Annotated in this window: 21 protein-coding genes and 5 pseudogenes; 9 read left to right on the top strand and 17 right to left on the bottom strand. The window is 65.2% G+C overall.

Features of this window, described 5'->3' with window-relative positions:
• The 4 genes and pseudogenes from H288_RS34285 to H288_RS0127310 form a co-directional block, all read right to left on the bottom strand.
• Positions 1–219, bottom strand: a pseudogene (locus H288_RS34285) (IS110 family transposase); the annotation flags it as partial.
• A 161-nt stretch (positions 220–380) separates the two neighbouring features.
• Positions 381–1,418: a YihY/virulence factor BrkB family protein gene (locus tag H288_RS0127300; RefSeq protein WP_026605331.1), complete on the bottom strand. Its 1,038-nt coding sequence runs from the start codon at positions 1,416–1,418 to the stop codon at positions 381–383.
• Between the two features lie 498 nt (positions 1,419–1,916).
• On the bottom strand, positions 1,917–2,636 hold the full coding sequence (locus tag H288_RS0127305) for an SDR family oxidoreductase (protein WP_020095751.1): 720 nt from the start codon (positions 2,634–2,636) through the stop codon (positions 1,917–1,919).
• A gap of 56 nt (positions 2,637–2,692) precedes the next feature.
• Positions 2,693–3,349 carry an SDR family NAD(P)-dependent oxidoreductase gene (locus tag H288_RS0127310; RefSeq protein WP_020095752.1) on the bottom strand — a complete coding sequence of 219 codons (657 nt, stop codon included), beginning with the start codon at positions 3,347–3,349 and terminating at the stop codon, positions 2,693–2,695.
• Positions 3,350–3,382: 33 nt separating this feature from the next.
• On the opposite strand from H288_RS0127310, the gene H288_RS0127315 reads away from it, so the two are divergent.
• The gene (locus H288_RS0127315) at positions 3,383–4,366 is read left to right on the top strand and encodes a LysR family transcriptional regulator (RefSeq protein WP_199778782.1); all 984 of its coding nucleotides are present in this window, start codon (positions 3,383–3,385) and stop codon (positions 4,364–4,366) included.
• Positions 4,367–4,616: 250 nt separating this feature from the next.
• Here the strand turns inward: H288_RS0127315 and H288_RS0127320 are convergent, their stop codons facing one another.
• Both H288_RS0127320 and H288_RS0127325 read right to left on the bottom strand, forming a co-directional pair.
• Complete coding sequence (locus tag H288_RS0127320) at positions 4,617–5,264, bottom strand: DsbA family protein (RefSeq protein WP_020095754.1); 648 nt, start codon at positions 5,262–5,264, stop codon at positions 4,617–4,619.
• A gap of 43 nt (positions 5,265–5,307) precedes the next feature.
• Positions 5,308–5,931, bottom strand: a complete 624-nt coding sequence (locus H288_RS0127325; RefSeq protein ID WP_020095755.1) for an NAD(P)H-dependent oxidoreductase — start codon at positions 5,929–5,931, stop codon at positions 5,308–5,310.
• An 86-nt stretch (positions 5,932–6,017) separates the two neighbouring features.
• Between H288_RS0127325 and H288_RS32920 the strand changes: the two genes are divergently transcribed.
• Together H288_RS32920 and H288_RS0127335 are read left to right on the top strand one after the other, a co-directional pair.
• Positions 6,018–6,425 carry a helix-turn-helix domain-containing protein gene (locus H288_RS32920; protein WP_051123789.1) on the top strand — a complete coding sequence of 136 codons (408 nt, stop codon included), beginning with the start codon at positions 6,018–6,020 and terminating at the stop codon, positions 6,423–6,425.
• 600 nt (positions 6,426–7,025) lie between these two features.
• Positions 7,026–8,654 carry an EAL domain-containing protein gene (locus tag H288_RS0127335; RefSeq protein WP_245274578.1) on the top strand — a complete coding sequence of 543 codons (1,629 nt, stop codon included), beginning with the start codon at positions 7,026–7,028 and terminating at the stop codon, positions 8,652–8,654.
• A gap of 89 nt (positions 8,655–8,743) precedes the next feature.
• On the opposite strand, the gene H288_RS0127340 is transcribed toward H288_RS0127335, so the two are convergent.
• The 4 genes and pseudogenes from H288_RS0127340 to H288_RS32925 form a co-directional block, all read right to left on the bottom strand.
• On the bottom strand, positions 8,744–9,778 hold the full coding sequence (locus H288_RS0127340; protein ID WP_020095758.1) for an HD domain-containing phosphohydrolase: 1,035 nt from the start codon (positions 9,776–9,778) through the stop codon (positions 8,744–8,746).
• A 38-nt stretch (positions 9,779–9,816) separates the two neighbouring features.
• Positions 9,817–10,083 (bottom strand): hypothetical protein, encoded by a 267-nt coding sequence (locus H288_RS0127345; protein ID WP_020095759.1) that lies wholly within the window; start codon positions 10,081–10,083, stop codon positions 9,817–9,819.
• Positions 10,084–10,132: 49 nt separating this feature from the next.
• Positions 10,133–10,600, bottom strand: a pseudogene (locus H288_RS0127350) (PAS domain-containing protein); the annotation flags it as partial.
• Between the two features lie 648 nt (positions 10,601–11,248).
• Positions 11,249–11,815, bottom strand: a pseudogene (locus tag H288_RS32925) (catalase); the annotation flags it as partial.
• Positions 11,816–12,131: 316 nt separating this feature from the next.
• Between H288_RS32925 and H288_RS0127360 the strand changes: the two are divergent.
• Positions 12,132–13,214 (top strand): catalase family protein, encoded by a 1,083-nt coding sequence (locus H288_RS0127360; RefSeq protein WP_020095762.1) that lies wholly within the window; start codon positions 12,132–12,134, stop codon positions 13,212–13,214.
• A 310-nt stretch (positions 13,215–13,524) separates the two neighbouring features.
• A complete protein-coding gene (locus H288_RS0127365; RefSeq protein WP_234081159.1) occupies positions 13,525–14,106 on the top strand; it encodes a cupin domain-containing protein in 582 nt (193 codons plus the stop codon).
• Between the two features lie 296 nt (positions 14,107–14,402).
• Here H288_RS0127365 and H288_RS0127370 read toward each other — a convergent pair whose 3' ends face one another.
• The 3 genes from H288_RS0127370 to H288_RS32930 form a co-directional block, all read right to left on the bottom strand.
• Positions 14,403–14,768: a response regulator gene (locus H288_RS0127370; protein WP_020095764.1), complete on the bottom strand. Its 366-nt coding sequence runs from the start codon at positions 14,766–14,768 to the stop codon at positions 14,403–14,405.
• A 21-nt stretch (positions 14,769–14,789) separates the two neighbouring features.
• Positions 14,790–17,138: an HWE histidine kinase domain-containing protein gene (locus tag H288_RS0127375; protein WP_267965771.1), complete on the bottom strand. Its 2,349-nt coding sequence runs from the start codon at positions 17,136–17,138 to the stop codon at positions 14,790–14,792.
• A gap of 411 nt (positions 17,139–17,549) precedes the next feature.
• Complete coding sequence (locus H288_RS32930) at positions 17,550–18,137, bottom strand: substrate binding domain-containing protein (RefSeq protein WP_020095766.1); 588 nt, start codon at positions 18,135–18,137, stop codon at positions 17,550–17,552.
• A 175-nt stretch (positions 18,138–18,312) separates the two neighbouring features.
• Here H288_RS32930 and H288_RS0127385 point away from each other — a divergent pair, with 175 nt between their 5' ends.
• A complete protein-coding gene (locus H288_RS0127385) occupies positions 18,313–20,367 on the top strand; it encodes an ATP-binding protein (protein WP_234083055.1) in 2,055 nt (684 codons plus the stop codon).
• A 238-nt stretch (positions 20,368–20,605) separates the two neighbouring features.
• On the opposite strand, the gene H288_RS0127390 is transcribed toward H288_RS0127385, so the two are convergent.
• The 4 genes from H288_RS0127390 to H288_RS0127405 form a co-directional block, all read right to left on the bottom strand.
• On the bottom strand, positions 20,606–21,091 hold the full coding sequence (locus H288_RS0127390) for a response regulator (protein ID WP_020095768.1): 486 nt from the start codon (positions 21,089–21,091) through the stop codon (positions 20,606–20,608).
• A gap of 343 nt (positions 21,092–21,434) precedes the next feature.
• Positions 21,435–22,487, bottom strand: a complete 1,053-nt coding sequence (locus H288_RS0127395) for an HD domain-containing phosphohydrolase (RefSeq protein ID WP_043713236.1) — start codon at positions 22,485–22,487, stop codon at positions 21,435–21,437.
• Between the two features lie 59 nt (positions 22,488–22,546).
• Positions 22,547–22,894 (bottom strand): hypothetical protein, encoded by a 348-nt coding sequence (locus H288_RS0127400; RefSeq protein WP_020095770.1) that lies wholly within the window; start codon positions 22,892–22,894, stop codon positions 22,547–22,549.
• Positions 22,895–22,901: 7 nt separating this feature from the next.
• On the bottom strand, positions 22,902–24,617 hold the full coding sequence (locus H288_RS0127405; protein ID WP_026605335.1) for a methyl-accepting chemotaxis protein: 1,716 nt from the start codon (positions 24,615–24,617) through the stop codon (positions 22,902–22,904).
• 628 nt (positions 24,618–25,245) lie between these two features.
• On the opposite strand from H288_RS0127405, the pseudogene H288_RS34290 reads away from it, so the two are divergent.
• The 3 genes and pseudogenes from H288_RS34290 to H288_RS32935 all read left to right on the top strand — a co-directional run bounded on the left by H288_RS34290 (position 25,246) and on the right by H288_RS32935 (position 26,073).
• Positions 25,246–25,623: pseudogene (locus H288_RS34290) on the top strand (MucR family transcriptional regulator).
• Positions 25,624–25,716: 93 nt separating this feature from the next.
• A pseudogene (locus H288_RS36315) lies at positions 25,717–25,779 on the top strand (hypothetical protein); the annotation flags it as partial.
• A 48-nt stretch (positions 25,780–25,827) separates the two neighbouring features.
• Complete coding sequence (locus H288_RS32935; protein WP_020095773.1) at positions 25,828–26,073, top strand: hypothetical protein; 246 nt, start codon at positions 25,828–25,830, stop codon at positions 26,071–26,073.
• Positions 26,074–26,967: the final 894 nt, after the last annotated feature.

Raw genomic sequence — 26,967 nt, forward strand, 5'->3', positions numbered from 1 at the left:
CCGCGTTTCGTGGCCTGCCAAAGCTATCTCACGGGCCCAGTAATGAGCGCTGGCGCATGCTTCCATAGCAACCACGCAACGCGGAAGTGTCGAGAAGAACGTCAGCACCTGATCACGCCGCAGCTTCTTGCGGAAAACGACGACACCGCTCGTATCCGCGCCGTGAACCTGGAAAACTGATTTCGCCAGATCGATCCCGACTGTGCTAACCTCACCCATGGACGCCTCCTGCAGTGGTGTTGCAACACCTCCACTCTGGCACATCGATGCCGTCAGGGGGCGTCCACCCCTACGCTTCCGGGACGCACCGACGGCGGTCCAAGCGGCTGGTATGGGTCGGAAGACGCCTTTCGAATGCCCAAGCTGGTGAGTTCAAACCCTTAGGGTGGCCCGACCGTGTCGGCGGCAAATGCCTTTCGAGATCCCAACGGCCTCGGTTGGCCAATGGTGCTATCCCGCGCCGTCTGTCGTTCCATCTCGGAGTTCAGTTCAGCACCAAGAAGGACGATGACTATCGAGATCCAGATCCAGGACATAAAGCCAATGCCAGCTCCGAGAGAGCCATAAATACGGTTATAGCTATCGAAGGTTACGACATACCAAGAGAATGCGGCCGAGGCGCCTACCCATCCAATCGCGGCAACGGCACTACCCCAACTGACCCATCTCCACTTTGCCTCACGGCGGCTTGGGCCGTATCGATAAACAAGCGAAAGGCCGAGGCTAACGAGGAAGATCAGAGCTGGCCAACGCATGATCCGGATCACTGTGTCCGTTCGTGCACCAAAGCCGATCTCGTTCAGCAGAATGGGAACGCCCACCACGATGCCGATAGCGGCCACTGTGACGATGGCTCCGGTCGTCGTGAACAGGAAGGTGGTCGCGTAGACACGCACTAAGGCTCGCTTCTCGCGCTCCCGATAGATGACGTTCAGTGCGTCGAAGAGGGCGACAACCCCTGAGTTGGCGCTCCAAAAGGCGATGAGGAAGCTGAGCAGTGAGGCCGTGCTGAGGGTCCCTGTGCCCTGTTGGGCAACGTGCTGAAGCTGAGCCGAAATCAGATCGAGAACGCCGTCGGGTAGGACCCCTATGAGCACGCTCAAGTGCTGGCCAATGACAGCAGGATCTGCGAACAAGCTGTAGAGTGATACGATCGTCGCGATGCCTGGGAACGTGGATAGAAGGGCGAAGAAGGCAACGCCACCAGCCGTTGACAGAACACGGTCGCGAGGGACCGCCCAGAAGACCCTCTTGAGAATGTCCCGCCATCCAGCGGGAGGTATTTCAGATGGCTGAGCCGCAGAGCGGCCATGGCCAAGCTCACGAGCCCGCTCTTTCGCTATCCTGATTGTTTCCTCATCGGGAAGGCGCGTGCTGACCGAACGCCAATCGTCACCGTCTGCCTCTTCTCGATTCATGAGATGGCTCACAGTGCGAAAGCGGGCTCTATGTCGAGCTTAGCCACCTTCCCCTCAATGGGCCAATAGGCCCATAGCTCGAGGTTCCCGTGTGCCTATGGCTGATGGATCTTACCTGGGAGCGCGGACCGCTCAAGAACGCTTGAGGCGGAAGGCTTCTCTACCAACGGGCGTGATGACGTCGTTCAAGCAGCAACACCGTGACTGAACGGCATGCCCATCTTGGCACCTAGCTGATTGGATGGACGGCGTTTCATATTCGAGACAAGCCCGCTCCCGACCCTCTGCCGACCGCGCAGATGTCCGCATCCCGGCCGCATGACCGACGGCGAGTTCTGACTGCAGCGGGTGGTTTCCTGCGCGTCGGCTCTGGGCGCTTGCCGCCCCATAAACGGACTAGTCGTCAGCGAAACCAAGCTATGCTGCCACCGGTCGCTTGGCGTCCGCCCGTCGACCCTGTCTTTGACGTTTGGGTGGCGTCGAGGACTGGGGATTCGATCACGCGATGGTGCCGCCGCCATCGACGCGTACGTTCGACCCCGTCGCGAACGGAGTGGTTGCGAGGAACATCACCGCGTTGGCGATGTCCTCGGACTGGCCCACACGCCGCGCAGGCAGCCTCTCGGCCGCGCCGGCATACATGGCCGCCCGGTCCTTCTCCGGCATGCGCGACCAGAGCGGCGTCTCGATCAGGCCGGGCGAGACGGTGTTGACCCGGGTGGGCGCGAGTTCGAGCGCCAGCCCGCGGGCGAGGCTCTCCAGCGCCGCGTTGATCGCGCCCTGGAGCGGAGCGGCGGCCTGGGGCCGCTCGCTCATGAAGCCCGAGATGAAGGTCAGCGTGCCACCCTCCCTGATCCGCATGAACCGGGCGATCCGGTAGGCTCCCCAGAACTTGCTCTCCACGGCCGCCTTCGCGGCATCGAGGTCTAACTGCCGGACGGGGCCCCGCGCCGTCTCGGCCGCCGAGACCGCGATGTGGTCCCAGGGCGCCTGATCGGCGAAGAAGCGCTCGATACCCTCGGCCTCGCCGGTGTCCAGCACGGCGGCGCTGGCGCCGGTCCCGAGCGTGCCGATGGCGGCGTTCAGCTTTTCCCTGGAGCGGGAGGCGATCGTGACCTCGGCGCCGGCCGCGAGGGCCACTGCCGCGATGGCCAGGCCGATCCCGGAACTCCCGCCGACGATTAGGAAGCGTTGGCCTTTCAGCGTCTGCGTCGTCATCGACGTACCCCCGTTCCGTGGATCGGCTTGCGTGTCGTCGGTCACCCTGAAATGGCTCAGCCCTTCGGGGTGTACATGGCCTCGACTTCCCAGGCGCCCTTCGGCTGGCTGTGGAGCTGCCAGAAGTGCTCGGCGACCGCGTTGGCGTCTTCGGCGGTGGTGACGAAGCCCGCGACCGTCACGGTGGCGACGTGTACGCCCTTCTCCTTGAACGGCTCGAAGATGCCCAGCGCCAGGGCGCGGATGCCGGCCTTGCCGATGCTGAGCGAGAGGTACTCGGGATGCGGCTGCAGCCCGAAGCCGCCGCCCGTGAACAGGACGGAGCCCGATCCGCGCTGGAGCATCTTCGGCGCCGCGGCCTGGGCGGCGACGGCGGCACCGCCGATGTTGACGGCGAGGTCGGTGTTGAAGCTGTCGCGCGGCTGGTCGGCCAGCGTCTGGTTGCGCATCGAGGCGGCGTTGAAGTGCAGCACGTCGATGCCGCCGAAGTCGCGCTCGACGCCCTCGACGAGCTTCGCGACGCTGGCGGGGTCAGCGGCATCCACGGTGCGGACGTCAACCTTGTGGCCCTTGGCCTTGAGCTGCTCGGCGAGGTCCCTCACCTTGCCCTCGTCGCGGGCGCTCAGGACGACCTGGAAGCCCTCGCGGGCGAAGCGCTCCGCGGTCGCGAGACCCATGCCTGGGCCGGAACCGATGCTGAGGAAGGTGCTCATCGTTTGTGTCTCCTCGACGTTTCGATGCACCCGATGTACGCCTTGCACCTGGTCGGATTAATCCGGCGTCCTCGCATTTCACTCGTGCAGGTCATGCAGGAATTGCCGAATCAAATCAGCTTGGACGAGTTGGCTGCCTTCGTAGCGGTCGCTGAGGCGGGCAGCTTCGCCATGGCCGCGGAGGCGCTCGGCCGGGACGCCTCAGTGTTGTCGCGGCGCGTTAGCCAAGTCGAGCAACGCCTCGGGGTCCGCCTGCTGTCGCGCACCACGCGGCGCGTGGCGCTCACGGAGGTCGGCGCGACCTACTGTAGGCGCGTCCAGGCGCTGCTTGAGGAGCTGGCGAGCGCGAGCCGGGAGGCCAGCGACCATGCTGCCAGCCCGCAGGGACTCGTACGGGTCTCCCTGCCGCTGACCTTCGGACGCCAGTGGGTCTCGCCACTGCTGCCCGGCTTCCTCGCACGTCACCCCCTGATCCGACTGGACCTGCGGTTCACCGACCGCTTCGTCGACCTCGTCGCCGAAGGCATCGACGTCTCAATCCGGGTCGCGGCGGGCAAGCCGCGCGACAGCAGCCTGACCACTCGCAAGATCGCGACCTACCGGAACCTGCTGGTGGCCTCGCCGGGCTACCTGGCCGAGCGGGGCAACCCGGCTACGCCCGCCGACCTCGCCGGCCATGCCTGCCTGGGCTTCACCGGCTACGCCGCCTGGCCCGACTGGCCGCTGACGAAGGGCGGCCGGCGACAGACGGTGCGCCCCGACTGCACGCTCGTCGCGGACCACTCGGAGGTCTTGCTGGCCGCGGCGGTCGAGGGCGCCGGCATCACCTTCACGGCCGACTGGCTGGCTGGACCGGCCCTGCGCGATGGCAGTCTGGTCGCGGTGCTGCCGGGTTGGGGCGGACGCGAGGACGGCGGCGTCTACGCTGTGATGCCTCCGGGCCGCTTGGTGCCTGCGAAGACGCGCCTGTTCGTCGATGAAGTCGCCTCAGCCATCAAGGCGGGGTGGGTGCGCTGAGTTGCCCTCGCTGTGCATCCTGCACGTCCGCTTCGGAGAAGAGCCCAGAGCCCGTTCTGCGTCTGGGTTGGGTCGGGTGCGGAACAGCCGCTTGGGGTAGGCTTCCGCCGGTCCGCTTCCGAGCAGCAACGGACAGAAGCGGACCTTGTATCTTCTGCCGCTTCCGACCGTCGACCGGCGCAGATCTTGCTCATTCAGTCGAACGACGCTCGATCCATTTGCTCACGGGCTATCAGCGTGCTTACGATCCCTAATGGTTGGTCGTAGCCCCACCCGTGGCCTGTTGGATGGCCAAGGCTATCTCCTCCTCACTGCGTCCCCCGCTAACGGCGAAGCGGCCTCCGAAGACAAAGTGAGGGACCGACCTGACCCCGGCGGCTGCCGACCGGGCCGCCTCCTGCTCGACGCGTCGGTGCTGCGCGGGATCGAACGCCAGCGCGCGGGCTTCCTGACGCTCGAACCCGTAGGCCACGGCGATATCGGCGAGGATATCGGCGTCCGAGATGTTCTTGGCTTCGAGGAAATGGGCACCGGTAATCGCGACTGCGAGCCGGTGCTGCGTACCGCGTTCCCGCGCCGCGAGGATCAGCCCGTGCGCCGCCTGCGTCCTGTAGGTCCAGGCTTGGCGGCTCAGGTCTAGGTCGAGGCCGGACGCCCGCGCCTCCGCCTCGGGCCGGGCGGACGACACCTTCGGGTCGGTCACGCCATAGCGCGAGCGGAGAAGGTCGGGAATGTGCAGGCCCTCCGCGGGCGCATCGGGAAGCAGGAGGACCGGATGCTGACGGATGTCTACGTCGAGCTCGGGGAAACGCTCCGCCAGGACCTTGTCGAGACGATGGTGTCCGATGATGCACCAGGGACAAGTGACCTCGGTGTAAAGGTCGATTGGCAGCGTCATGGCATCACCCTGATCGGGCGGACGGGACTGGGGACCACTCAGATCACGCATGCAGCGTTTCCAGGACCGAGCGGACCCGGCCTGTGGTGACGTCGATGGCGGCCCGAGCCGCCTCCGGCCCGAAGACGGTGCCTTCCACCCGGACGAGTTCGACGTCGGTCAGTCCGATAAAGCCCAGCAGGTGGTGCAGATATCCGGTCTGGAAATCGAAAGGGGCCCATTCGCCTTCGGAGAAGACGCCGCCTGCGGCGGCAACGAGATAGACCTTCTTGCCGGTCAGGAAGCCTCGCGGCCTGCCGCCTTCGCCGTAACCGAAGGTCACGCCCGGCCAAGTGATGTGATCGAACCAGGCCTTGAGCTGCGACGGCGGGCCGAAATTGATCATGCCAGAGCCCAGGACGATCGAGTCGGCGGCCTTCACCTCATCGACAAGCTCCTGGGCAAGGCGGACCGCCTCGGCCTGCTCGGGCGTGCGCTCCTCGGGGGGCGCGACGCGGCCTTGGATGTAGGCCTGTCCGATATGCGGCAGCGGGGCGGCCGCGAGATCGCGGATCGAGAGGGTGCCGCCTGTGCGAACCATCAAGCCTTCGGCGATCTCGGTCGCGAAGCGGGTGGAGAGGCTATCGGCGCCACGGGGGCTCGACGTGACAAGGAGTATGGAGGCCATCGTTGCTCCGACACGACCAGGACGGTAATTTATTGTTACCGACCCTATTAAAGTGCCTGCTCCGACCCTCGCAAGAAGGCATTCCTATGACACTTAGTGACATCGATTTTCCTACCCCCGGCGAAGGTGACGATTGCCGGGTGGTGCGCGAAATCCTCGATCTCGTCGCCGACAAATGGAGCCTGTATGTCATCGCCACGCTCAAGGATGGACCAGTTCGGTTCAATGAGCTGCGGCGTCGGATCGACGGGATCTCGCAACGGATGCTGACGATCACCTTGCGCGGACTGGAACGCGACGGCTTGGTCAAACGGACACTATTCGCGACTATTCCGCCGCGCGTCGATTATGAGTTGACGGATATGGGGCGGACCCTGTTCGCTCCAGTTATGGCTCTCGTAACTTGGGCGAACACCAACCAGGGCAGCATCCAACGCGCCCGGGTCCGATATGATGAAGGCCAGGGCGCGCGTGCGGGACAGCCCGCACAGTAGCCTGACGCTGACGACGGCTTCGTCTTTGTTCTTGGGCGAGCCACGCCATCAAGCTGCGCCCTACACCACCAAGAAGTGGCCGCTTTTGGGTTGCGCGGACGGCGACTTGAATGTCTGTGTTGGGTCGATTGCGGATCGATCACTTCCGGCTCAAGGGCCGAGGTCCCTTCGCCATCCTCCGCGGCCACTTACGCAAGGGCACCTCTTCAATATAAAACAATCCTTGTATTTTTCATGATTTCGAGCAGGCGTGATTGCGAAAATAATATTGCAAGATCTTATCTGCGTTCGAATACCGGCCGGATTTGCCTCGTGATATAATTGCGCGATCTTATCTGTTAATTTGGAAAAGGTGCGATTTTGCTGTAGGAAAGGCAATCCATAGCTAAGGGAGCCCCTGTGTCCCATCCCGATCTGAGGCTTGTCGAGGCTGTTGATAGTCCGGGAGATGAGGCGCTCCTACGACATGCAAACACGTCGATTTCTGTTCGGGACAACGCCGTAGCTTCGCATGCAGAGCTCGGCAATAATGCCGGCATCGCCTTCCCAGGCATGGTCGCGACTGAACAGAGTCTTCTGTTCGAAGCCGCTTTGCAGAACATGATCCAGGGCCTGTGCATGTTCGATGCGCAGGGCCGCCTCGTCGTGTCGAACAGGCGCTATCGCGACATCTTCGGCATCCCGCAGGACATGATCCTCACGGGCATGACCCAGCGCGATATCTGTGCCTCTTTGGTTGCGCGGGGCCTCTACTCGCCGGGACTCAGTCTCGAGGAGATCGAGCGCAGCACTCAGGACGCGCTGCAATCGATCGAGCCCGCGCCGATCACGCGCGAACTCACCAACGGACGCACGTTGGCGATCAACTATCGCGTCATGAACGGCGGCGGCTGGGTCTCGACCTTCGAGGATATCACCGAGCAGCGGCGGAGCGCGGAGCGCATCGCCTACTTGGCCCACCACGACGCCCTGACCGACCTTGCCAACATCCGGTCGATGCGCCAGGGCTACCGCGACCTGGTCGAGGCGCGGGACGACGAACAGCCGCTGCTGGCGATGTTCTACATCGACCTCGACCGCTTCAAATTCGTCAACGACACCTACGGGCACGCGGCCGGCGACGAGCTCCTGCAGGAGGTCGCCGCGCGGCTGCGGAGGAACACGCGGCGGGGCGACGTCGTGGCCCGCCTCGGCGGCGACGAGTTCGCGCTCGTGCAGCGCGTGAGTGTCGATGCCGCTGCGACATCGACCGCCCAGCGCCTCGTCAACGTCCTGTCGGAGCCGTTCGATCTCGCGTGCGGCCGCGTCCATACCGGCGCCAGCATCGGCCTCGCGATCCGCGCGGTCCAGGACCTGGACATGGACCCGCTGCTGCATGATGCCGACCTCGCCCTGCGCCATTCGAAGACCGAGGGGCGCGGCATCGTCAGCGTCTTCGAAGCCAGCATGTCGGAGGCCTTCGAGGCGCGTCGGCAGATCGAAGCCGACCTCCAGGCCGCGCTGACGGCGGAGCAGTTCGAGTTGCACTACCAGACCCTCGTCGATGCCCGAGACGGACACGTCGCCTGCGTCGAGGCGCTGGTGCGCTGGTGCCATCCGACACGCGGCCTGCTCCCACCGCTGTCCTTCATTCCCCTGGCGGAGGAATCCGGCCTCATCCTGCCCCTCGGCCGCTGGATCCTGAAGCGGGCCTGCCTGGATGCCTTGGCGTGGCCCGAGACCGTCGATGTCGCCGTCAACGTCTCCAGCGTCCAGATGCGTCAGAAGGGTTTCGGCGCGGAGGTGCTTGCGTTGTTGGCGGAGACCGGCCTGGCCCCCGCGCGGTTGGAGATCGAGATCACCGAGACCGCGCTGCTGGAGGAGAGCGAGGCGACCCGGGACAATCTCGCCGCGCTCAACGGCGCCGGCATCCGGATCGCCATGGACGATTTCGGCACCGGCTACTCGTCTCTGAGCTACCTGCGCCGGTTCCCGATCGACAAGATCAAGATCGACCGCTCGTTCATGAGCGAGGCCGAGACAAGCCCCGACGCGCGCGCCATCATCCGGGCCGTGGCCGGCCTGGGCGTCAGCCTGGGCATCACCACGGTGGTCGAGGGCATCGAGACGGCGCAGCAGCTGGAACTCGCCCGGGCCGAGGGCGTCGGGCAGGTCCAGGGCTACCTCCTGAGCCGGCCGCAGCCGCACGCGGCGCTGTCGAGAACAGGTCTTCCGAAGCACGTCTGGTGAGCCGTGCGGTCATCATCGAGACCGCAAAGGCCTAAATGGGCGGGAACGGCGCGGCCCCCGCTGAGAAGGTCAATACCGAAGCCGCCGTGCTAGGCGCCGTCCGGATCGAAGGCAATTATCACCGGGCGGAACGCGTTGACGAGATCGGCGTCTAACCGGCCGGTCATCGATTGCACGATGCTGTAAGCCTCTCGACCCGTCATCGCCGGCCGGTACGGGCGCCGCTCGATGAGCGCACCGTAGATGTCGCAGATCGTCACCAGCCGCACCAGGTCGGGGATCTCCGGCGCCCTCAGGCCGTCCGGGTAGCCTGAGCCGTCGAGCATCTCGTGATGCGACCGCACGACCTGCAACACCTCCTGCGAGAAGCCGCTGTCCACCAACATCTCGTAGCCGATGGCCGCGTGCATGCGCATCACCGTCATCTCCGGCTCGGTCAGTCGACCCGGCTTGTTGAGGATCGACAGGGGAATCTTCGTCTTCCCGACATCGTGCACCAGAGCCGCCTTTGTCAGCCTGGAGCTGTCAAAATCATGGAGCCCCAACTCGATCGCGAACGCGGCAGAGAGGCCGGCGACGATCAGGCAGTGCTGCTGCGTTGCCTCGTCGAAGCGCCGTACGGCGCTGATCCAATCGCGGATGCCGCATTGCTGTACCGCGCGCATGACCAGTTCGGCGCCGGTGCTCGCTAGCTCCGGCGTGACCGCCCGGCCGGAGAAGAAGGTCTGAACGAAGAAGAGCCGTGCTGCGGCCGCCAGCTCCGTCGCGATAGCAGAGCCACCCTGATCCTGAAGCTGCTCGATCGTCTCTCGCATCAGCTCGATCGCCGATGTGGCTGAGAGAGTATCGTCGGCACTGAGCAGCCGCGCCTGTGCCTCGGCACGAGCGGCGTTGCCGTGGATCAGGAACAGGAACGGCGCGCCCGCTGCGCGTACCGGCTTCAGAAGCCGTTTGAAGCGCACGATCGCGTCCGAGGTGAGCTGTGCCACGTCGCCTATGATCAGGTCGGGCACAACTGCCGGTTCCACTTCGGCGTAGAGGTCGTGGATCGAGCAGTGTCGTGTCGAACCGAGGTCGCGGGCGAGGCGCCCGGACCGGGACAGATCGTCGGAGATCAACAACACTGCGCCCCTGTGCTTCCCCCTCGCAAACGCTGGGATTGTCAGGCGTTGGCCGGAAACCGCTGCGCCGTACCGGCGAGCCTCTCGACCGCACCGACGAGGCACCGCAGCGCTTCACACGTTGCCGGATCCAACAGGCCGACCTCGGTCAGCGATCGATCCAGCCCGTCGAGGGCACCCTGGAACGCACGGCTCAGCTCCAGAAGCCTCTCACTGCCTGCATGGATGTACGGCACCCGCGAGCCGAGATGCTCCCCGCGCGCGTGTGCGGCTGCCAGATCGGCACTCAGGCGCCCAAACTGGCTCAAGCTGGAAGGCCGGATCGGAAGTCGTATCGAGGAAGTTGCCGTTGGCCTACAGGATCGTGCCGGTCGGATCGAAGGCGATCACCGCCTGCGACCGGTGCAGCGCCGCGATCTGACCGGCATAGTCGAGCATCTGCAGCTTCTGCGCCGTGACGTCGGACGCGACTTTGACCACCTTCACGACGCGGCCGGAGCGGTCGAGCACCGGGTTGTAGCTCGCCTGGACCCAGACGTACCGGCCGCCCTGGGCGATCCGCTTGAACTCGGCGACCTGATGGGTGCCCTGCCGCAGGGCGTCCCAGAAGGCGTGGTACGCGGGTGTCTCCCGATGCGCCGCCTCCACGAACAGGGCGTGGCGCTGGCCCCGGATGTCGGGCAGGGCGTAGCCCATCATCGTCAGGAAATTGGCGTTGGCCGTGATGATGGTGCCGTCCGGCTCGAACTCGATGACGGCCTGAGACCGGTCGAGGGCGTCGAATGTGAATGAAATATCCCTACGTGCGCCCCCAATACCGAACATGACTTCCCCCGAAGCGGATTATAATTTTTGTAGCGATGTACGTCGAAGAACGCTTTGCTTAGAAAGCGTCGACCGAGAATGAATATTTTGTTGACATGAAGATTGCGTACAATATTAAATTAGCGATTAAGGATGGCCGACCTGCTCCTTGGTAAATTCTAACATCAGTATAGCGTCAATCAAAAGCGATGCGTGATAAGGCAAAATCATCTAGTAATTGTGCATTTATACTCAGTTCGCCATATAAGAGAATTTCCGGATTTCAGCAGAGATTGGTCATATCTTGGGTTGACTGTCACCTGCCAGATTAAAATCAAAGTTGAATTGCCGTGAGTTGTGCTTTTTGTCGCAAATGGGCCTCTGACCGAGCAAAGGCTCAGAACCCATTGAAGAGGGGCTATGCCGCTCGGCATGTTTGGGGCGAGCGACTGCCGTCCCTTTCCGACCCGAAGTTGCCAGTCGGCCGAGGAGTGACCGCTTTCGGGAAGCACCGCCTACTTTCCGGACGGCTGGGTCGGGTCGCAAGCAGAAGGACCGCTCAGGGTGGGTTTCTGCCTGTCTGGTTTCGAGCGGATTAGCGGTGAAGCAGACATCGCCGTCGAGCTCGACCCACGATACCTACGGCAGTTGGAACTTCAGGATATCGCTTCAGCGCGCCGCACCCGGCTCGTGGATCGGGCAGCGGTTGAACCGCTCGCGGAACCCGGCCGAATGCCTGTAGGGGGCGTTGCGGGCGCGGTTGATGTTACCGAGGGGGCGGTGAGCTGCAAGGCCGGTCCAGACGCTGAAGCGCATCTCCTCGTCTACCGCCTGCACCCGGGCGGGGTCCCAACTGTCCTGCGGCTGAACCCGGACAACCCCAACCCGCTGGAACGGTGTCTCGTCCTCCTTCCACTCCATCGTCGGGTCCTCGACCGGCTGGCGTTCGAGGTCGCGGCAGAGTTGGACCCGGAACTCCCATTCGCCGGTAATGCCGATCATTTCAGACTGCACCGTCTCGCGAATGGCGTTCGGGCGGCCGGAGGCATCGATCTCAGTGCCGGTGAGGGCGGTCAAAGCCGGAGCGACGGGGGCCAGCGAGAACTTGGCGATGTAGTCGCCGTACCGGAACGGGGTCAGGCTGTAGTAGGTCTCGCCGAGCGGATCGACATTGGGCGCGCCGCCCAGCGAACCGATGGTGGGGCTGTCGATGCCCACCGCATGCAGAGCCTTGTTGCTGCTTGATGGTCTGCCCTTCGTCCGGCGTCACCGCCTCGACGTCAGGAGCGTATCGCACCGGTGATCGCAAGGTCTGTCTCCCGCTGGCGGCCAGGACAGAACACCCGCTCCCCCGGCCACGTTCCGGGTTGTGCGACATTCAATCGCCCATGAACGAGGTGTGGAACGGCAGGAGGCCGGCGCGGCTTGTCGGCAGTGCGGTCTTTCTCTCCGCCTAGGCACGGCCGCGATCCGGCGGCCTTCGGACCCCGCGTCCCGATCCCAGCCTTCGTCAAACCATCCTGCAGGCGGACGACACGTCGAGGATACGCCGATGACATTCCTTCGCTACGCCCCCGACGTCGAGACGCCCGCTCCGGACGAGCAGAAGTCCATCGACGGCATCATCCAGGGGATGACGCAGCAGTCGCAGGTGGTGGAGAAGCGCGAGCACCACGCGGTACGCGCGAGCCACGCCAAGAGCTCCGCCTGCGTCGTCGGGGATCTGGTCGTTCCGGAGAACCTGCCCCCGGAACTCGCGCAGGGCCTGTTCGCCAAGCCTGGAACGTACAAGATGGCCGTGCGCTTCGCGCAGGGCCCAGGCGAGACCCTCGGTGACCGGGTGTCCACGCACCGCGGCATGTCGATCAAGGTCTTCGGGGTGCCGGGCGAGAAGCTGCCTGGGCACGACGTCGACACCCAGGACTTCGTGCTGGCCACCGGTACGACCTTCCCGTCGGGCACGGCGGCGGGCTTCCTGCGCGACGGCACGGTCATCGGGAAATCGACGGGCCTGCCGGAGGGCGTGAAGAGCGTCGTCGCGGCCACGGCGCGCAACCTCAACCGGGTTCTGCACGCGTTCGGCACGGAGAGCGCCATGGCCGATTTCCTCGGCCATCCCTACAGCCACCCGCTCGCCGACAGCTACTTCAGTCAGGCCCCGATGCGGTTCGGCGACTACGTCGCCAAGATCGGGGCGGTCCCGGCTTCGCCCGCCCAACGTAACCTCGCCGAATGGCGCCTTGATCCACACTGGGACGAGGACGGTTTCCGTCACGCGGCCGCGGCCTTCTTCCGCGACAACGAGGTGGTCTACGAGTTAAAGGCGCAGCTTTGGGCGGATTCCGAGCGCCAGCCCATCGAGGATGCCTCGGTCGACTGGCCGGTCGCGATCAGCTCGTACCGCACGGTGGCGACGCTCCGCCTGCCCCAGCAGGATGCCTACTCCCCTAAGCGGGTTCACTACTTCGACGAGGTGATGACCTTCCGCCCCGCGCACAGCCTCACGGCGCACCAGCCGCTCGGTTCGGTGATGCGGGCGCGGCTTCAGGTCTACCGGGCGCTGAGCGATTTCCGCCACCGGGAGAACGGCGTCACCGCCGAGAACACCGCATCGCCGGAGAGCATTCCGGCCTGAGGCCGCCTCCTTCAGCGTCCCGAATGGACCGACAGCAGTCCCATCAACCTGAGGGACGCTGAAAGCCTCGACGGTTTCAGGAGGGGCTTCGGCCTCGGCACGACGGAGGCGGGACCAGCTACGTGGCTTGCGCCTTCGGATGGCGCCTTTTACCGAAATTATCTGTACTTTACGGCATATTTGCAAGCAACGGCCGCACAACATACGATTACCAACAACTGGATGGCAGTCTTACGGGAAGAATTTTACCTGAGGCTTGATCAACGATCCAGCCGACGCGTCCTTTGCGCGCATTGCGGGGAGCGAGACGATGGCCCTCGACACCGCCAGGGTGGCCGAGACTCGATTGTGCGCTAACTCGTCGTCGAGCCTGTCGCCAACGGGCGGGGGACGATCCATGACCAAACGCCTTCGGACCATCGCCACCGGTTTCGCGGCCTTGATCGCCAGCACGGGCGCGGGCCTCGCGCAGGACCATGGGACGCACGGCGCGGTTGCGCTGCCGGATGCCGCGAGCGCGACCTACCAACCGGGACCGCCGAACCTACCGAAGGGCACGCAGATCAGCATGGTCTCAGGCGATCCGAGCAAGCCCGGCCCCTTTGTCCTGCGGGTGAAGTTTCCCGCCAACACGGTCATCGCGCCCCATACTCATTCCGAAGCCGAGACGCTGACGATCCTCTCGGGCTCGATCTATCACGAGCACGGCACGACCATCGACAAGGCGAGAGGCAAGGAGCTGCGCGCGGGCGGGTTCGTGTTCCTGCCCAAGGACATGCCGCATTCGCTCTGGACCAGCGAGCAGCCGGTAGAGCTTCAGGTGAATGGCTTTGGGCCCTTCGGGCTGAACTACATCAATCCCGCTGACGACCCGAGCAAGTCGGTTCAGTAGATCTGAACCCTCGTACCAAACGCCTCATCCGAGGTGCCCGCTACGACGGACACTGCGCCCGCAATGGCCCCTCTGTCGTGTTGAGGAGGCGCCGCTGTTCGGCCGCGTCGAGGAGTCGGAGTAGACTGCAGATCCGTGCCCTGTCCTCCCGTCCATCTGCGCCGGCCTGATACCGTCTACTCAGGGTGGAAAGCGGGCAGTCTGGTTCCGGAGGATCAGAACAGAGAAGCGGCCATCGCCATCGCGCGCTTGGCCGTCCTTTCCCTGCGAACTGGAAGGTCTGCCGTTCGGATCAATCAGGCCGCGAACTGCCGCAGCGCCCGGGTCACCTCGTCCCGCTTGTACGGCTTGGAGAAGAACACGCCGCGCACCGGGAGATCCTCGGGCGTGGGACGGTGCTTACCCGAGATGATGATTAGTTCGATGGGCGGCCAGCGGTCACGGATCATGGCCGCGAGCTTCATCCCGTCGACGCCGCCGGGCATGTCGATGTCCGTGAACACCACCCGGATGTCGAGGCGGTTCTCCAGGATGCGCACCGCCTCGTCGGCGCTGCGAGCCTCGACCACGTCGAACCCCGCCATCTCGACGAGATCGACCGCCATCATGCGCTGAAGGGGCTCGTCCTCGACCACGAGGATCACGGCGGAGGCCGCTGGCATCGCTTGTCCCATGACGGCTTCCTAGGACTGATGGATCTGCGCGAGCGGCGCGCGCATCTCGGCCCGGAAACCGGTGGGCTGGTAGCGTAGGTCGACGTCGCCCGTTCCGACCAATCCGAGACGGATCAGTCGCGAGCCGAAGCCGCGTCTGGCGGGTTCCTTAACGGGCGGCCCACCGCTCTCCTCCCAGTCGAGCACTAGGTCACCTTCATCGCTATCGCCATCGACGCGCCAACTGACCCCGACGTGGCCCTCGTCGTTGGAGAGAGCCCCGTACTTCGTCGCGTTAGTCGCGAGTTCGTGCAGCAGAAGAGAGACAGATAGGGTCGCGCGCGGCCCAAGCGAGACCTGCGGCCCAGAAACCTTGAGCCGTGTGGTTTGGGCGAAGGTGCGCAGAACCGCGCTGGCGACCGCGTCCAGGGGGGCCGCCGTCCATTCCTGCTGCAGCAGGACGTCGTGCGCCGCCGAGAGCGCGTGGATGCGCTGCTCGAACGCCTCGACTGGTTCTCGGTCGGGCACCGTCTTCAGGGTCTGGGTCGCGATGGAGAGGACCATGGCCAGCATGTTCTTCATGCGGTGGCTCAGTTCCTCGTTGAGCACTCTCTGCTGCTCCTCCGCCTCCAGGCGACCGATGGCGGCCCGGGTGCGGTCGGCGACGTTGCGCAGGAAAGCCTGCTCCTCAGCCGTCCAAGCGTGCGGTTCGGCCTTCAAGGCGAAGAAAAGGGTGACGAACTGCCCGTGCTCCATCAGCGGGATATTGGCGATGGACCGGACGCCGACGGCTGCCAGGGCGTCGCTGCCGCCGGCCGTGCGCGGATCGTCCGTCGCGTCGGCGATGAACACGGCCCGGCCCGCCTTGAGGTCGTCGACGTAAGACCCGTAGCTCCGGAAAGGGTACACGCCGTTCAGGCGATCGACGCCCTCCGCGACGTGGTCGTCGGCGATGGTGACGGTGTCGCGCACATGGTCGACATCGCCGTACCCCACGTGGCTGAGCCCTAGCGTCCGCGCCAGGATGTCCGCCGCGACCGGCGCGACATCCGCCTTGGCGGTGACGTGGCGCAGCCGGTCGCCGAGTTCGATCAGGGCGTTGCGGCGTTCCTCGGCTTGCTTGCGCTCGGTGATGTCGATGAACATCACGGCGAGGCGCTGATCCGCCTCCTTATGGCCGTGTGCCTCGAAGGTGCGGTTCAGGGCGGGCACGGCGACCTCGAACGTCGCGGGCTCGCCGGTGTCGACCACGCCCGCGTAGATGTCGATCAGCCATTGCGGGATGGTCGGGATCACTTCGCGGATGGTCCTGCCCACGGTTTGGTTCGCCGGTAGGCTCGACTGGATCTCGAAGGCGGGATTGACCTCCAGGAAGCGCACATCGACCGCGTGACCCTCGTCGTCCCGCAGGATCTCGGCGGAGAAGAACCCCTCGTGCATGCTGGTGAACAGACTCCGCCAGCGGTCCTCGCTCGCCGTGGCGGCGCGCTCGGCATCCTTCTGGACCGTGATGTCCCGTGAGACCGAGAGCAGCTTCTCGGGGACGCCTTGCGCGTCGAGGATCGGCGTGACCTGGACATCCCACCAGCGCGGGTTACCGGCCATGGTGCTAGCCCCGCCCTGGAAGCGGCCGACGCCTCCTGCCTTGGCCGCCACGACGGCAGCCTTGGCGTCCGCGTTGCCCTGGCCCTGCCAGAAGTCCGGCCAAGGGCAGCCGCGGATGGCGTTGAAGTCGCCGACCTCCATCACGCGCTTGCCACCCTCGCTCATGAACGTGAGGCGCGTATCCAGGTCGAGGACCTTGATGCAGTCGGCGGACGAGGCGAGCACGCTGCGCATGAACGCGGCCTCCTCACGCCTCTCCCTGAGGGCGCGCCGCAGTTCGAGCTGCGTCATCACCTGATGCGCGAGGACGCGCAGGGTCTGCTGCTGGACGGCGGTGAGATCGCGCGGCTCGTAGTCGAGCACGCAAACGGTGCCGATGGCATGGCCCTCGGCGGTCTTCAGGAGCGCCCCGGCGTAGAACTTCAGATGGGGCTCGCCGGCGACCAGCGGATTGCACGCGAAGCGCGTGTCGCGGGTGGCGTCCGGGACGAGGAGGAACTCCTCTTCCAGGATCGCGCAGGCGCAGAACGAGCTGTCGAGCGGCGTCTCGCGCACGCCGAGGCCGACTTCCGCCTTGAAGAACTGGCGGCCCTCGCCGATCAGGTTCACGACCGCGATGGGCGTGCCGCAGACCGCCGAAGCGAGTGCGGCGATCTCGTCGAACCCCGGTTCACGCGGCGTGTCGAGGATCTGGTAGCGGTGAAGGGCCGCCAAGCGGGCGTCCTCGGCGTCGAGGCCAGCGACAGCCACGGGCGACTTTACTGGTTCAATCATGAACGAGGTCGCTGCCGATCCGCGTGCCCGAACTCACTGTCAGCCTGTGTAGCGGTAGGAAGTGTGCGTTCGGGAATGGGGAGATTTTCTGAGGGTTGTGGAGGGGCATCGGCGACAGGCGGTGTCGAGTGACATGCCCTTTACCACAGGAGCTTCGATTGCGCATGAGACGATTGCGCGAGGGCTGAGCGGCCCACAGGACACCGGTCCTCGTACAAGCGGTTCGGGCCGGTCGACCGGGGCCAAAGCCGATACCGTGCAGCGTCCGACCCATGACCGCTTTCGGGCAGCTCAGAAGGCTGTCCGCGCTTCCGAGTCGGGTCGGGTGCGGTACACCAGCTCGGGGTGGTTTCCCGACCATCCGCTTCCGAATGGTCGATGTATAGAAGCAGACCTACCCACGGCGACCATTTACTTCCCCGCTGGACTTTTGAGCAGCTTGTCCCGAGGTGTTGGGGAATGAAACATACCTCCGAGGAAAGCCGGGAAGGCGTTCATATTCTGGTTGCCGTGTCGGCTCTCCGGCCGCAACGCGGTGACGACGGAACGCTCGACAGAAAACTTCCGCAGGACAGGCACCAGCGCACCTCGCTCGACGTGGAACGCGACGACATACGACAGCGAGATGCCGATGCCGCCGACCACGAGGATGGCCGCGACCGCATCGCTGAAGTCTGCGACGCCGCCGGCGTTCGGCGTGAGATCAACCGCGCGGCCGCCGATCCGGAACGGCCAGCGCAAAGCCTGGCCCGCACTCTGGAAGCGGAAATTCAAGCGGTCGTGGTGGATGTGGTCGTCCGGATGCTGCGGTGTCCCGCGCTGCTCTAGGTAGATTTGGGACGCGAAAGCGCAGAGCCGATGCGGCGCGAGACGCCGGGAGAGCAAGCGGGAGCCGGGCAGTTCGCCCACGCGGACCGCCACGTCAATGCCCTCCTCGATGAGGTCGGCGACGCGGTCCCTAGGGCGCTGGTCGACAAATAGTTTGGGGTGGCGCTTCACGGATTGCAGCCCCGGCGGTGTGCAAGGCTGGTCAGGAACCTTCCTCGGGGTAAACGCACTTGGATTAGCCACGAGAGGCGCCGCGGCCGCGGTAAACGGAAGAGAAGCATCCTTCGTGTCGGGGGACGAACTGAAGACCCTCTCCCGTGGGGAGCTCGAGGCCGAGATCCTGCGTCTGCGCGGGTCCGAGGCCGCCATCCGTCAGAGGGAGGAGCGTTTCCGGACGATCCTGGAGACGGTCGATGCGGCCTTCGCCATCGTCGAGGTCAAGTTCGACGCCGAGGACCGGCCGGTCGACTACCGCTTCGTAGAGGCCAACCCTGCCTTCGAGCGCGAGTCGGGCGTCAACCTTCGCGGCAAGTGGGTAACCGAGTTCGCCCCTGACCTGGAGCCCTTCTGGTTCGAGACTTACGGGCGGGTCGCCAAGGCCCGGGAACCCGCGAACTTCGAGAGCTATGCTGAGGCGTTCTCGCGCTGGTTCGACGTGCGCGCTGTTCCCGTCGGTGACCCTGCGGACCGGCAGATTGCCATCATCTTCAACAACGTGACCGCCCGACGCGAGGCCGAAGAGCGCCTGCGCGCCAGCGAGGCGCTCGCACGGGCTAACATCGAGCGCGTGCAACTCGCCCTGGCCGCTGGCGCGATCATCGGCACGTGGCACTGGGACCTACCGTCCGACCGGTTCACGGTCGACGAAGCCTTCGCCCGAAGCTTCGGGCTCGATCCAGCGCTCGGCCGCGAGGGCATCCCGCTGGCGCAGATCGTAGCCACCGTACATCCTGACGACCAAGCGGGTTTGGCGGAAGCGATCAACGAGGCCGTCGGCCGGGGCGGCGCCTATGCGCACCAGTACCGGGTGCGCCGGTTGAACGGGCGCTACTACTGGATCGAAGCCAATGGCCGGGTCGACCACGCGCCGGACGGCACGCCCCTGAGCTTTCCCGGCGTGCTCCTCGACGTCGAGGAGCGTCGTGTTGTCGAACAGGAGCGGGACCGGGCCATCACCCAGTTGCGCGCCCTCACCGAAACTCTCGAGCAGCGCGTCGGCGAGCGCACGGCCGAGCTGATGAACGCTGAGGAGCAGCTCCGCCAATCGCAGAAGATGGAGGCGGTCGGACAACTCACGGGAGGGCTTGCCCACGACTTCAACAACCTGCTGGCCGGCATCTCCGGCAGCTTGGAGTTGATGGGCACCCGTATCGAGCAGGGGCGCCTCAAGGACGTCGACAAGTATATGGCCGCCGCGCAGGGGGCGACGAAGCGGGCGGCGGCGCTGACCCACCGCCTGCTGGCCTTCTCGCGTCGGCAGACGCTCGCGCCGAAAGGCACCGACGTGAACGCCCTGGTCGATGGCATGCTCGACCTGATCCGGCGGACGGTCGGGCCGAGCGTTCAGCTTGAGACGGCCGGACCCACGGACCTATGGCCGACTCTGGTCGACCCGTCCCAGCTCGAGAACGCGCTGCTGAACCTCTGCATCAACGGCCGCGACGCGATGCCGGACGGGGGGCGCATCGTCATCGAGACCGGCAACCGTCGGATCACTCCCCGAGTCGCCGAGCGACAGGATATGCCGGCCGGTGAGTACCTGTCGCTGAGCGTCTCGGACACCGGCACCGGCATGCCCCCGGAAGTGGTGGCGAAGGCGTTCGACCCATTCTTCACGACCAAGCCGCTCGGCCAGGGGACCGGCCTCGGCCTTTCGATGATCTACGGCTTCGTCAAGCAGTCCGGCGGGCAGGTCCGCATCCACTCGAACGTGGGGCAGGGCACAACGGTCACGGTTTACCTCCCGCGCCACAGGGGCGAGGCTGAGCGTGACGAGGCCCTGCCGGAGGAAGGATCCCCGGCATTGGCACAGGCCGGCGAGACCGTCCTTGTGGTGGACGACGAGCCCAGCGTGCGCATGCTGGTGACGGACGTGCTGAGCGACCTCGGCTACACCGCCGTGGAGGCTGCGGATGGGGCGGGCGGTCTTAAGGTGCTCCAGTCCGACGCCCGTATTGACTTGCTCGTCACCGATGTGGGCCTGCCCAATGGCTTGAACGGCCGTCAGATGGCCGACGCCGCTCGGGTCTCGCGGCCCGGCCTCAAGGTTCTGTTCATCACCGGCTACGCCGAGAGCACGCTGCTGACGGACGGCCAGATGGAACCGGGGATGGCCGTCCTGACCAAGCCGTTCGCCGTCGATGCGCTGGCATCGCGCATCCGCGATTTGATCGCGAATTGACGGTAACCTGACACCCCTGTCGAAGGACTGGCGCACGGCTGCTTCGCAGAGCCGCCGCTTGTGGTTCGGACGACAGCAATGGGTCGGTCGCGGGAGGACCCCTCTGGGTAGATTTCAGTCAGCTCAGGTTCTGAAAGTCGTCAAAGAGGATATCGCCCTCCCGCCCACTCGCCGCCCGCACCGACATTGTGGCAGCCAAGCCGAATGTGTTCAGACTTAGCCGGCCTGACGGCCGGGGCTACGTTTTGTCCGGCTCGGTCGTGGGAGCTGCGACAACGCCCATCCCGCTGCCCATCTCCGTCCCGGTATGGGGCGGCACGCCGCTCGGGAGCACGGGAGCGCCTGAGGGCTCGTCCTGTACCTGTGCGAGGCCAGCTTCCACCTCATGGATGAGGTCTGCAAAGTCGTAGGGCTTGCTGAGCAGTCGCGTGCCCGGCGGCAACTCCTCTCGGAGATCTGATCCGGCTCCCGAGGTGACGATAATGCCGACAGTGGGCCAACGGTGATGAACGAGGTGGGCAAGGGCAACACCATCGCCCACGATGCCGCGTCCAGTGATCAGCATGCTCACAGGCATCGGTCCTTCGAGAACCGCCAGCGCCTCGGCGGCTGTGCGGACCTCTATAGTCTGGAAGCCGACGTCTTCCAGCATGTCGGCCGTGACCATACGGACGACCTCATCAGCCTCCGCGATGAGGATGGCTAAAGGCCTGCTGTTAGCCAAAACCGTGCTCCGTATGATCAGGCCGGGAGCGCTCACCGCTCTCAGGCACTGACGGCCGGGTCCGAAGCCAGTGATGATCCCTTATGCGCTATTTATTCGCCCAGGGCGATGACCGTGGTTTGTGGCGGCTCGTCACCTACGGGCGTACCCTGGCAAGGCCGCCTTCCCCGAACTGACGTCGCCGGGCCGTCGATGAATGGCGGCTTTCGGGAAGCGTCAATGCAGATCTGTACGGCCCGAGTGGGTCGGTCGCGGAATGACCGGAAAGGGTGGATTTCCGGCGGTCCGCTCTGGAACAGCAAGCGCATCGGAGCGGACGTCGCGGTCCCACCCAATTCCGACCCTAAGCCGCAGCAGTGCCGGCCGGATCAAACGTGGTCATCACTGGGCGGAACGCCGTGACCAGATCAGGGTCGAGCCGGCCTGTCATAGACTGCACGATCCCGTAGGCCTGCCTTCCCGGCATCGGTGCCCGGTACGGCCGCCGCTCGATCAGCGCGCCGTAAATGTCGCAGATCGTTACCAGCCGGACGAGGTCCGAGATCTCAGGTGCCCGCAGCCCGTCCGGGTAGCCGGAGCCATCGAGCATCTCGTGATGCGAGCGGACCACCTGCAGCATCTCCCGCGAGAAGCCGCTATCCACCAGCATGTCGTAGCCCAGCGCCGCGTGCGTCCGCATCACCGTCATCTCTTCGTCGGTGAGCCGCCCGGGTTTGTTCAGGATCGCGGTCGAGATCCGGGTTTTGCCGACGTCGTGCAGCAGCGCCGCCTTGGTCAGGCGGTAGCTGTCCAGATCGGCAAACCCGAGCTTCGCCGCGAACGCGGCAGCGAGACCTGTAACGATCAGGCAGTGCCGGTGCGTGGCCTCGTCGAAGCGCTGTACCGCCCCGATCCACTCGCGGAGGCCACAATGCTGCACGGCTCGGGCGATCAGGCCGGTGCCGGTGCTCGCGAGCTCGGGCGTGATTAGCTGGCTCGAGAAGAAGGTCTGGTCAAAGAATTGCCGCGCCTCGTCCGCCATCCGAGCAGCGACGGCGGAGCCACCGACTTCCAGAAGCCGGTCGATCCGAGCCAGCAGGCGCTCAAGCATGGTCAGGGCCGGGAGGATGTCGGTGGGAGCGAGGAGTCGCACCTGGGCCTCAGCGCGAGCGGCGTTACCGTGGGTCAGGAACAGGAACGGGGCGCCGGCCCCGCGCAGCGGCTCTAGCATCCGCTGCAGGCGCGCGATCGCCTCGGAGGTAAGCTGAGCGACGTCGCCGACGATCAGATCCGGCTGCACCGACGGCAGGCTGTCATCATACAGGTCCTGGACGGTACAGCGCCGGGTCGGGCCGAGGGAACGCGCAAGGCGACCGGTCCGGGCCAGGTCGTCGGAGATTAACAACAGCCTGCCCAAGCCGGCCTCCATCTGATGCTGGGGCCGGTCTTACGTCCGGCCCGAAGTCGTGAGCGCAGTCAGAGGGTCGCTGGGTACCGCTGCGCTAGGCCGGCGAGGCCGTGCACGGTGTGAGCGAAGCTCTGCGCCGTGTTGGCGAGGCTCTCGGTCTTGATGACGAAGTCTCGCAGGGCTTCACGCATGTCCGGATCCCGGAGACCGAGCTTGATCAACGTGAGATCCAGATCCTCGATCGCGCGTTCCAAGGCGCAAGTCAGTTCGAGCAGCCTGTCGCCACCTGCTTGGATGTGAGGGGCTCGGGGGCCGAGATCCGCGCCACGTTCGTGCGCGGCGGCTAAGTCCGCGTGCAGTCGGTCGAACTGGTGCGTGCCGTGAGGCCGGACCGGGAGGGCGAGGATCTCGACCATAGCCATCTCAGGCGGCGCGGACGGTGGCGAGGAAGCGGGCGACCTCGGCACCGAGATGCTCGGATTGCCGCGACAGCTCCGAGGCCGCCGACAGGACCTGCGAGGCCGCCGCCCCCGTCTCCTCCGACGCCTGCGCCACGCCGGCGATGTTGCCCGTCACTTCGTTCGTCCCCGCCGAGGCCTGCGCCACGTTGCGCACGATCTCCTGTGTCGCCGCCCCCTGCTCCTCGACGGCGGCCGCGATCGAGGTCGCCACGCTGTCGATCTCCCGGATCCGCCCGGTGATCCCGCCGATCGCCGTCACCGCCTGCGCGGTCACCCCCTGGACCTCGCCGATCTGACGGCTGATCTCCTCCGTCGTCTTGGCAGTCTGGTCGGCGAGCGCCTTCACCTCGGTGGCCACGACCGCGAAACCCCGACCCGCGGCACCCGCCCGCGCCGCCTCGATCGTGGCGTTGAGCGCCAGCAGGTTGGTCTGGGCGGCGATCCCCGAGATCATCCCGACCATGTCGCCGATCCGCGCGGCGTTCTGGCTGAGCGCCTGGACGAGGTGGGCGGTCTGGTCGGCTTCGCCGACCGCGGCCTGGGCAAGGTGGGCCGAGCCGGTCACCTGCCGGCCGATCTCCTGCACGGAGGAGCCGAGTTCCTCGGCCGCGGCCGCGACCGTGTTGACGTTGGTCGAGGCCTCCTCGGCGGCCGCGGCCACGCTGGTCGATTGCGCAGCGGTCTCCTCGGCGGTGGCGGTCATCTGCTGGGCGGTGGCCTGGAGCTCGGTGGCCGAGGACGAGACCAGGCCGACGATGCCGCCGACGGCGCGCTCGAAGCCGACGGCGCGCTCGAAGCCGTCGGCGAGCTCGATCATGGTGCGCTTGCGCTCGGCAGCCGCGGCCGCGTCGGCGCGGCGCCGGACCTCGGCCTCCTCGGCGGCCTTGCGGGCGACCATGGCCTTGATGCCCTCGACCGCCTGACCGACGGCGCCGATCTCGTCGCCGCGGGTGGCCTCGCGGATCTCGGCATCGACCTCGCCGTGGGCCATCCGCTGCAGCACCCCCACCAGGCTGCCCAGCGGGCGGGTGATGCCGAAGATCACGATCAGGGCGGAGAGCAGGGCGGCGCCGACGAGGCCGGCCGCGGAGGCACCGATCAGCACGATCCTGGCGGTGCTCACCGCCTGCTCGGCATCGTCGCGCGCCTGCCGCAGCTCGGCGTTGAGGACATCGACCCGTTCCTGCACGAACTCGCGCATCTTTTTGCGCGAAGCCGCAGCGTCGATCAGGAGAGCCTTGGTCGCGCCGTCGTTGTCGTTCTTCAGGCCGAGAGCGGTTGCCCGATCCTGCGCGGCATAGAACTCCTCCAGGATGGTCTTGAGCGTCTGATTGGCGGCTTTACGCTCTGGTGTGTCGGCCAAGGAGATCAGGGTTTCGGTGGCCTCTTTAGTAGCCTTCAACGTGGCGTCGTAGCGAGCCTTGTAGGCGGCCATCTCCGCCTCACGGGTCTCAAGGATGAGATTGCGTGACTGAATGGCGAGTTCGTTGACATGGGATCGCAGGCTCAGGATCCTTTCGAGCCGAACAGCTTGCAGGTCGACGATCGTGCGGGTTTGCTTGGCAAGTGCGTCGAGGCATGTAATCGCATAGACCATCAATCCCGCGGCAATGAACGCCATTAAGGCGAGCGGCACGATGGCCTTGATGATGATTTTCGAACTGCGCAGCATGGATATGCCCTAGACCGACTAATCCCGATCAGATCATATGATCCGCCGCATATTACTAAAAATCTAACGTTTTCAAATTTTAAGATTGACGACTTCTAGGAATGATTTATTCGGAGTCGATCTTATATTGAGTGCATTTGAATCCGTGCGCGCGTCGGGTCTCGAACATTTTCGAAGAACGTCGGGCATATTCACGCTCCGGACTCGGGTGGGAAATCATCCGGATATGACAGATCGATCTCGCGCGCCGCCGCTTCCCGGCAGTCGGCCGGGATAAAGCTGGTGCGACCCATGACGCCCCAGAAAGCACTCGAAGCCCCCCCCCGCGCTCGCGACATGCGCGCTACGGCACCCTGCGTTGGACAGCAATCATCGCAATGTCATCCAAGCGACAATCTTCGTGGCCCTCAGCACTCTTTCGTCTGCAATTTCAAGCAATAGTATGTGTGAAAGATCATGACCTCATCTTAAATGATTGTATTTTGAATAATCTCACTATTCATGGATGAAGTTTAACATTCGAATCGCTTCTCCCGCGCGTATAGTCAATTCACGACGCGAACGTATGGGAGTGAACATACCGATGGATACTGACGCAGTCTTTGCAGGAAACAGCCACCTCGATTGCGGCGAGATGAACGCTAACTTAGTGGCGGCGTATGTGTCGCACAATCGCGTCGCAGCCTTGGAGGTGCCTGCACTGATTACGGCGATGGCTGCGGCCTTCACCGGCCTTCAAACTTCCGATCAGTCGGCCGTGTCGGGAAGCAGAAGGGTTACACCGGCCCAGATCCGAGCGTCGATTAGGCACGAGGCGTAAATCAGCTTCGAGGACGGCAAGCCGTACAAGACGATCAAGCGGCATCTGACGGCGTGTGGCCTGACGCTGGAAACGTACCGAGCTAAGTGGTGCCTGCCAAGCGACTACCCGATGGTGGCCCCTGCCTACGGGGCCGAACGGTCCAGGATCGCCAAAAGCTTGGCTATGGGTCGACCTCGGATCGTCCGCTAATCGGAAGCGCTCGACGGCCCCGGGGCGACTGGGTTGGGTCGATAGGGGGCCGTCCGCTTTTCTCGCGGACCTTCACGGAAGACCAACCCGAAGCTCGGCCTGCTGTTCATCGACTTCGAGACGCCGCACCGCCTGCGCCTCCACGGCACGGCGCGGATCGCCCGCGACGCGAGGGACCTGGAACGTCATCCTGGCGCCGAGCTGGTGCTCAAGATCGATATCGCCGAGGTGTTCGTGAACTGCCCGCGCTACATCCACCGTTACCGTCGGGAGGCTGCGTCAGGCTTCGTGCCGGGGCGGGCACGAGCGGGCGAGGTCCCGGCCTGGAAGAGGATCGATCTGTTCGCGGATGTTCTGCCCGACCGCGATCGGCGAGCGATCGACCCGCGCGACACCGGGACAATGACCCTGGCCGATTACCGCCTGCTGTTGGAGCGTGGGGAAACCTGACCCCGCACGGCCGCGGCTGGCTGTCAGGCCGGAACGTCTCGACCGTCTGCGACGGGTCGCCAACCCATCCTCTCGATCGGTCCCGTCCGGAGCCGGCCGGTCAGCCCTGACCCATCGATGACCCCATCGACCCGCAGGATGCGCGATCTGCTGGATCGGCCTCCGATAAGGCGTGAGGCGCCCACGGCCTGACCAAGTTTCCGGTTCGCGGCCTCGTCACTGGCGGCGCTCCGAGAGAGCCACCGCCCGTCACGCCACGACCCGGGTCTCAACTGCACGGCAGCGGCGACGGGCGAAAGATCCGAGCCTCACCACGCCTGCTCGAGGACGAAGCGTCCGTGATCCTGCTCGCGCCGGGATGGCTCCTGATCGTTCCGACGATCATCGATGCTGACGATCACGGTCCCCCGGCGATCTTTGCCAATCCAGAGCTTCCCCGAGGGGCCTCGGAAGCCCGCATAACCGTTCGCACAAGAGACGGTCCCTGCACTCTCCGTACACAGCTGGGCTACGGCGGCCGGTCCCGCCGCGAACAGCGCGGGGGCGAAGGCGACGGCGGACCCCGCAGAGAGCAACACGGAGGCGAGGCCAATGGCGGATGTGACGCGCATAGCCGCAGATTATGCAGCCTGTGGTTGAGTCTCAAGACAACTACGCAACCTGACCCCGGAGCTTCCCAGGACATCGAACGGCTTGGTAAATATCGGTCGGCTGTCGGGTCGATCGAGGGACCGGCACCCGGCGGCCGCGATCGCTGTACCACGCCGGATTTCCCGAGACAGTTTGGTTCAGCTTGCGAGCCGCGACACGGCTCGGTGCGGCCTGGACGTCGGCCCGATCGAGCCAGGCAGATGGCGACCGCGGCCATCCCCGAGATTACGGAAGATCGGGGCG

Source organism: Methylobacterium sp. 285MFTsu5.1, from assembly GCF_000383455.1.
In the GTDB taxonomy this organism is placed as follows: Bacteria; Pseudomonadota; Alphaproteobacteria; order Rhizobiales; family Beijerinckiaceae; genus Methylobacterium.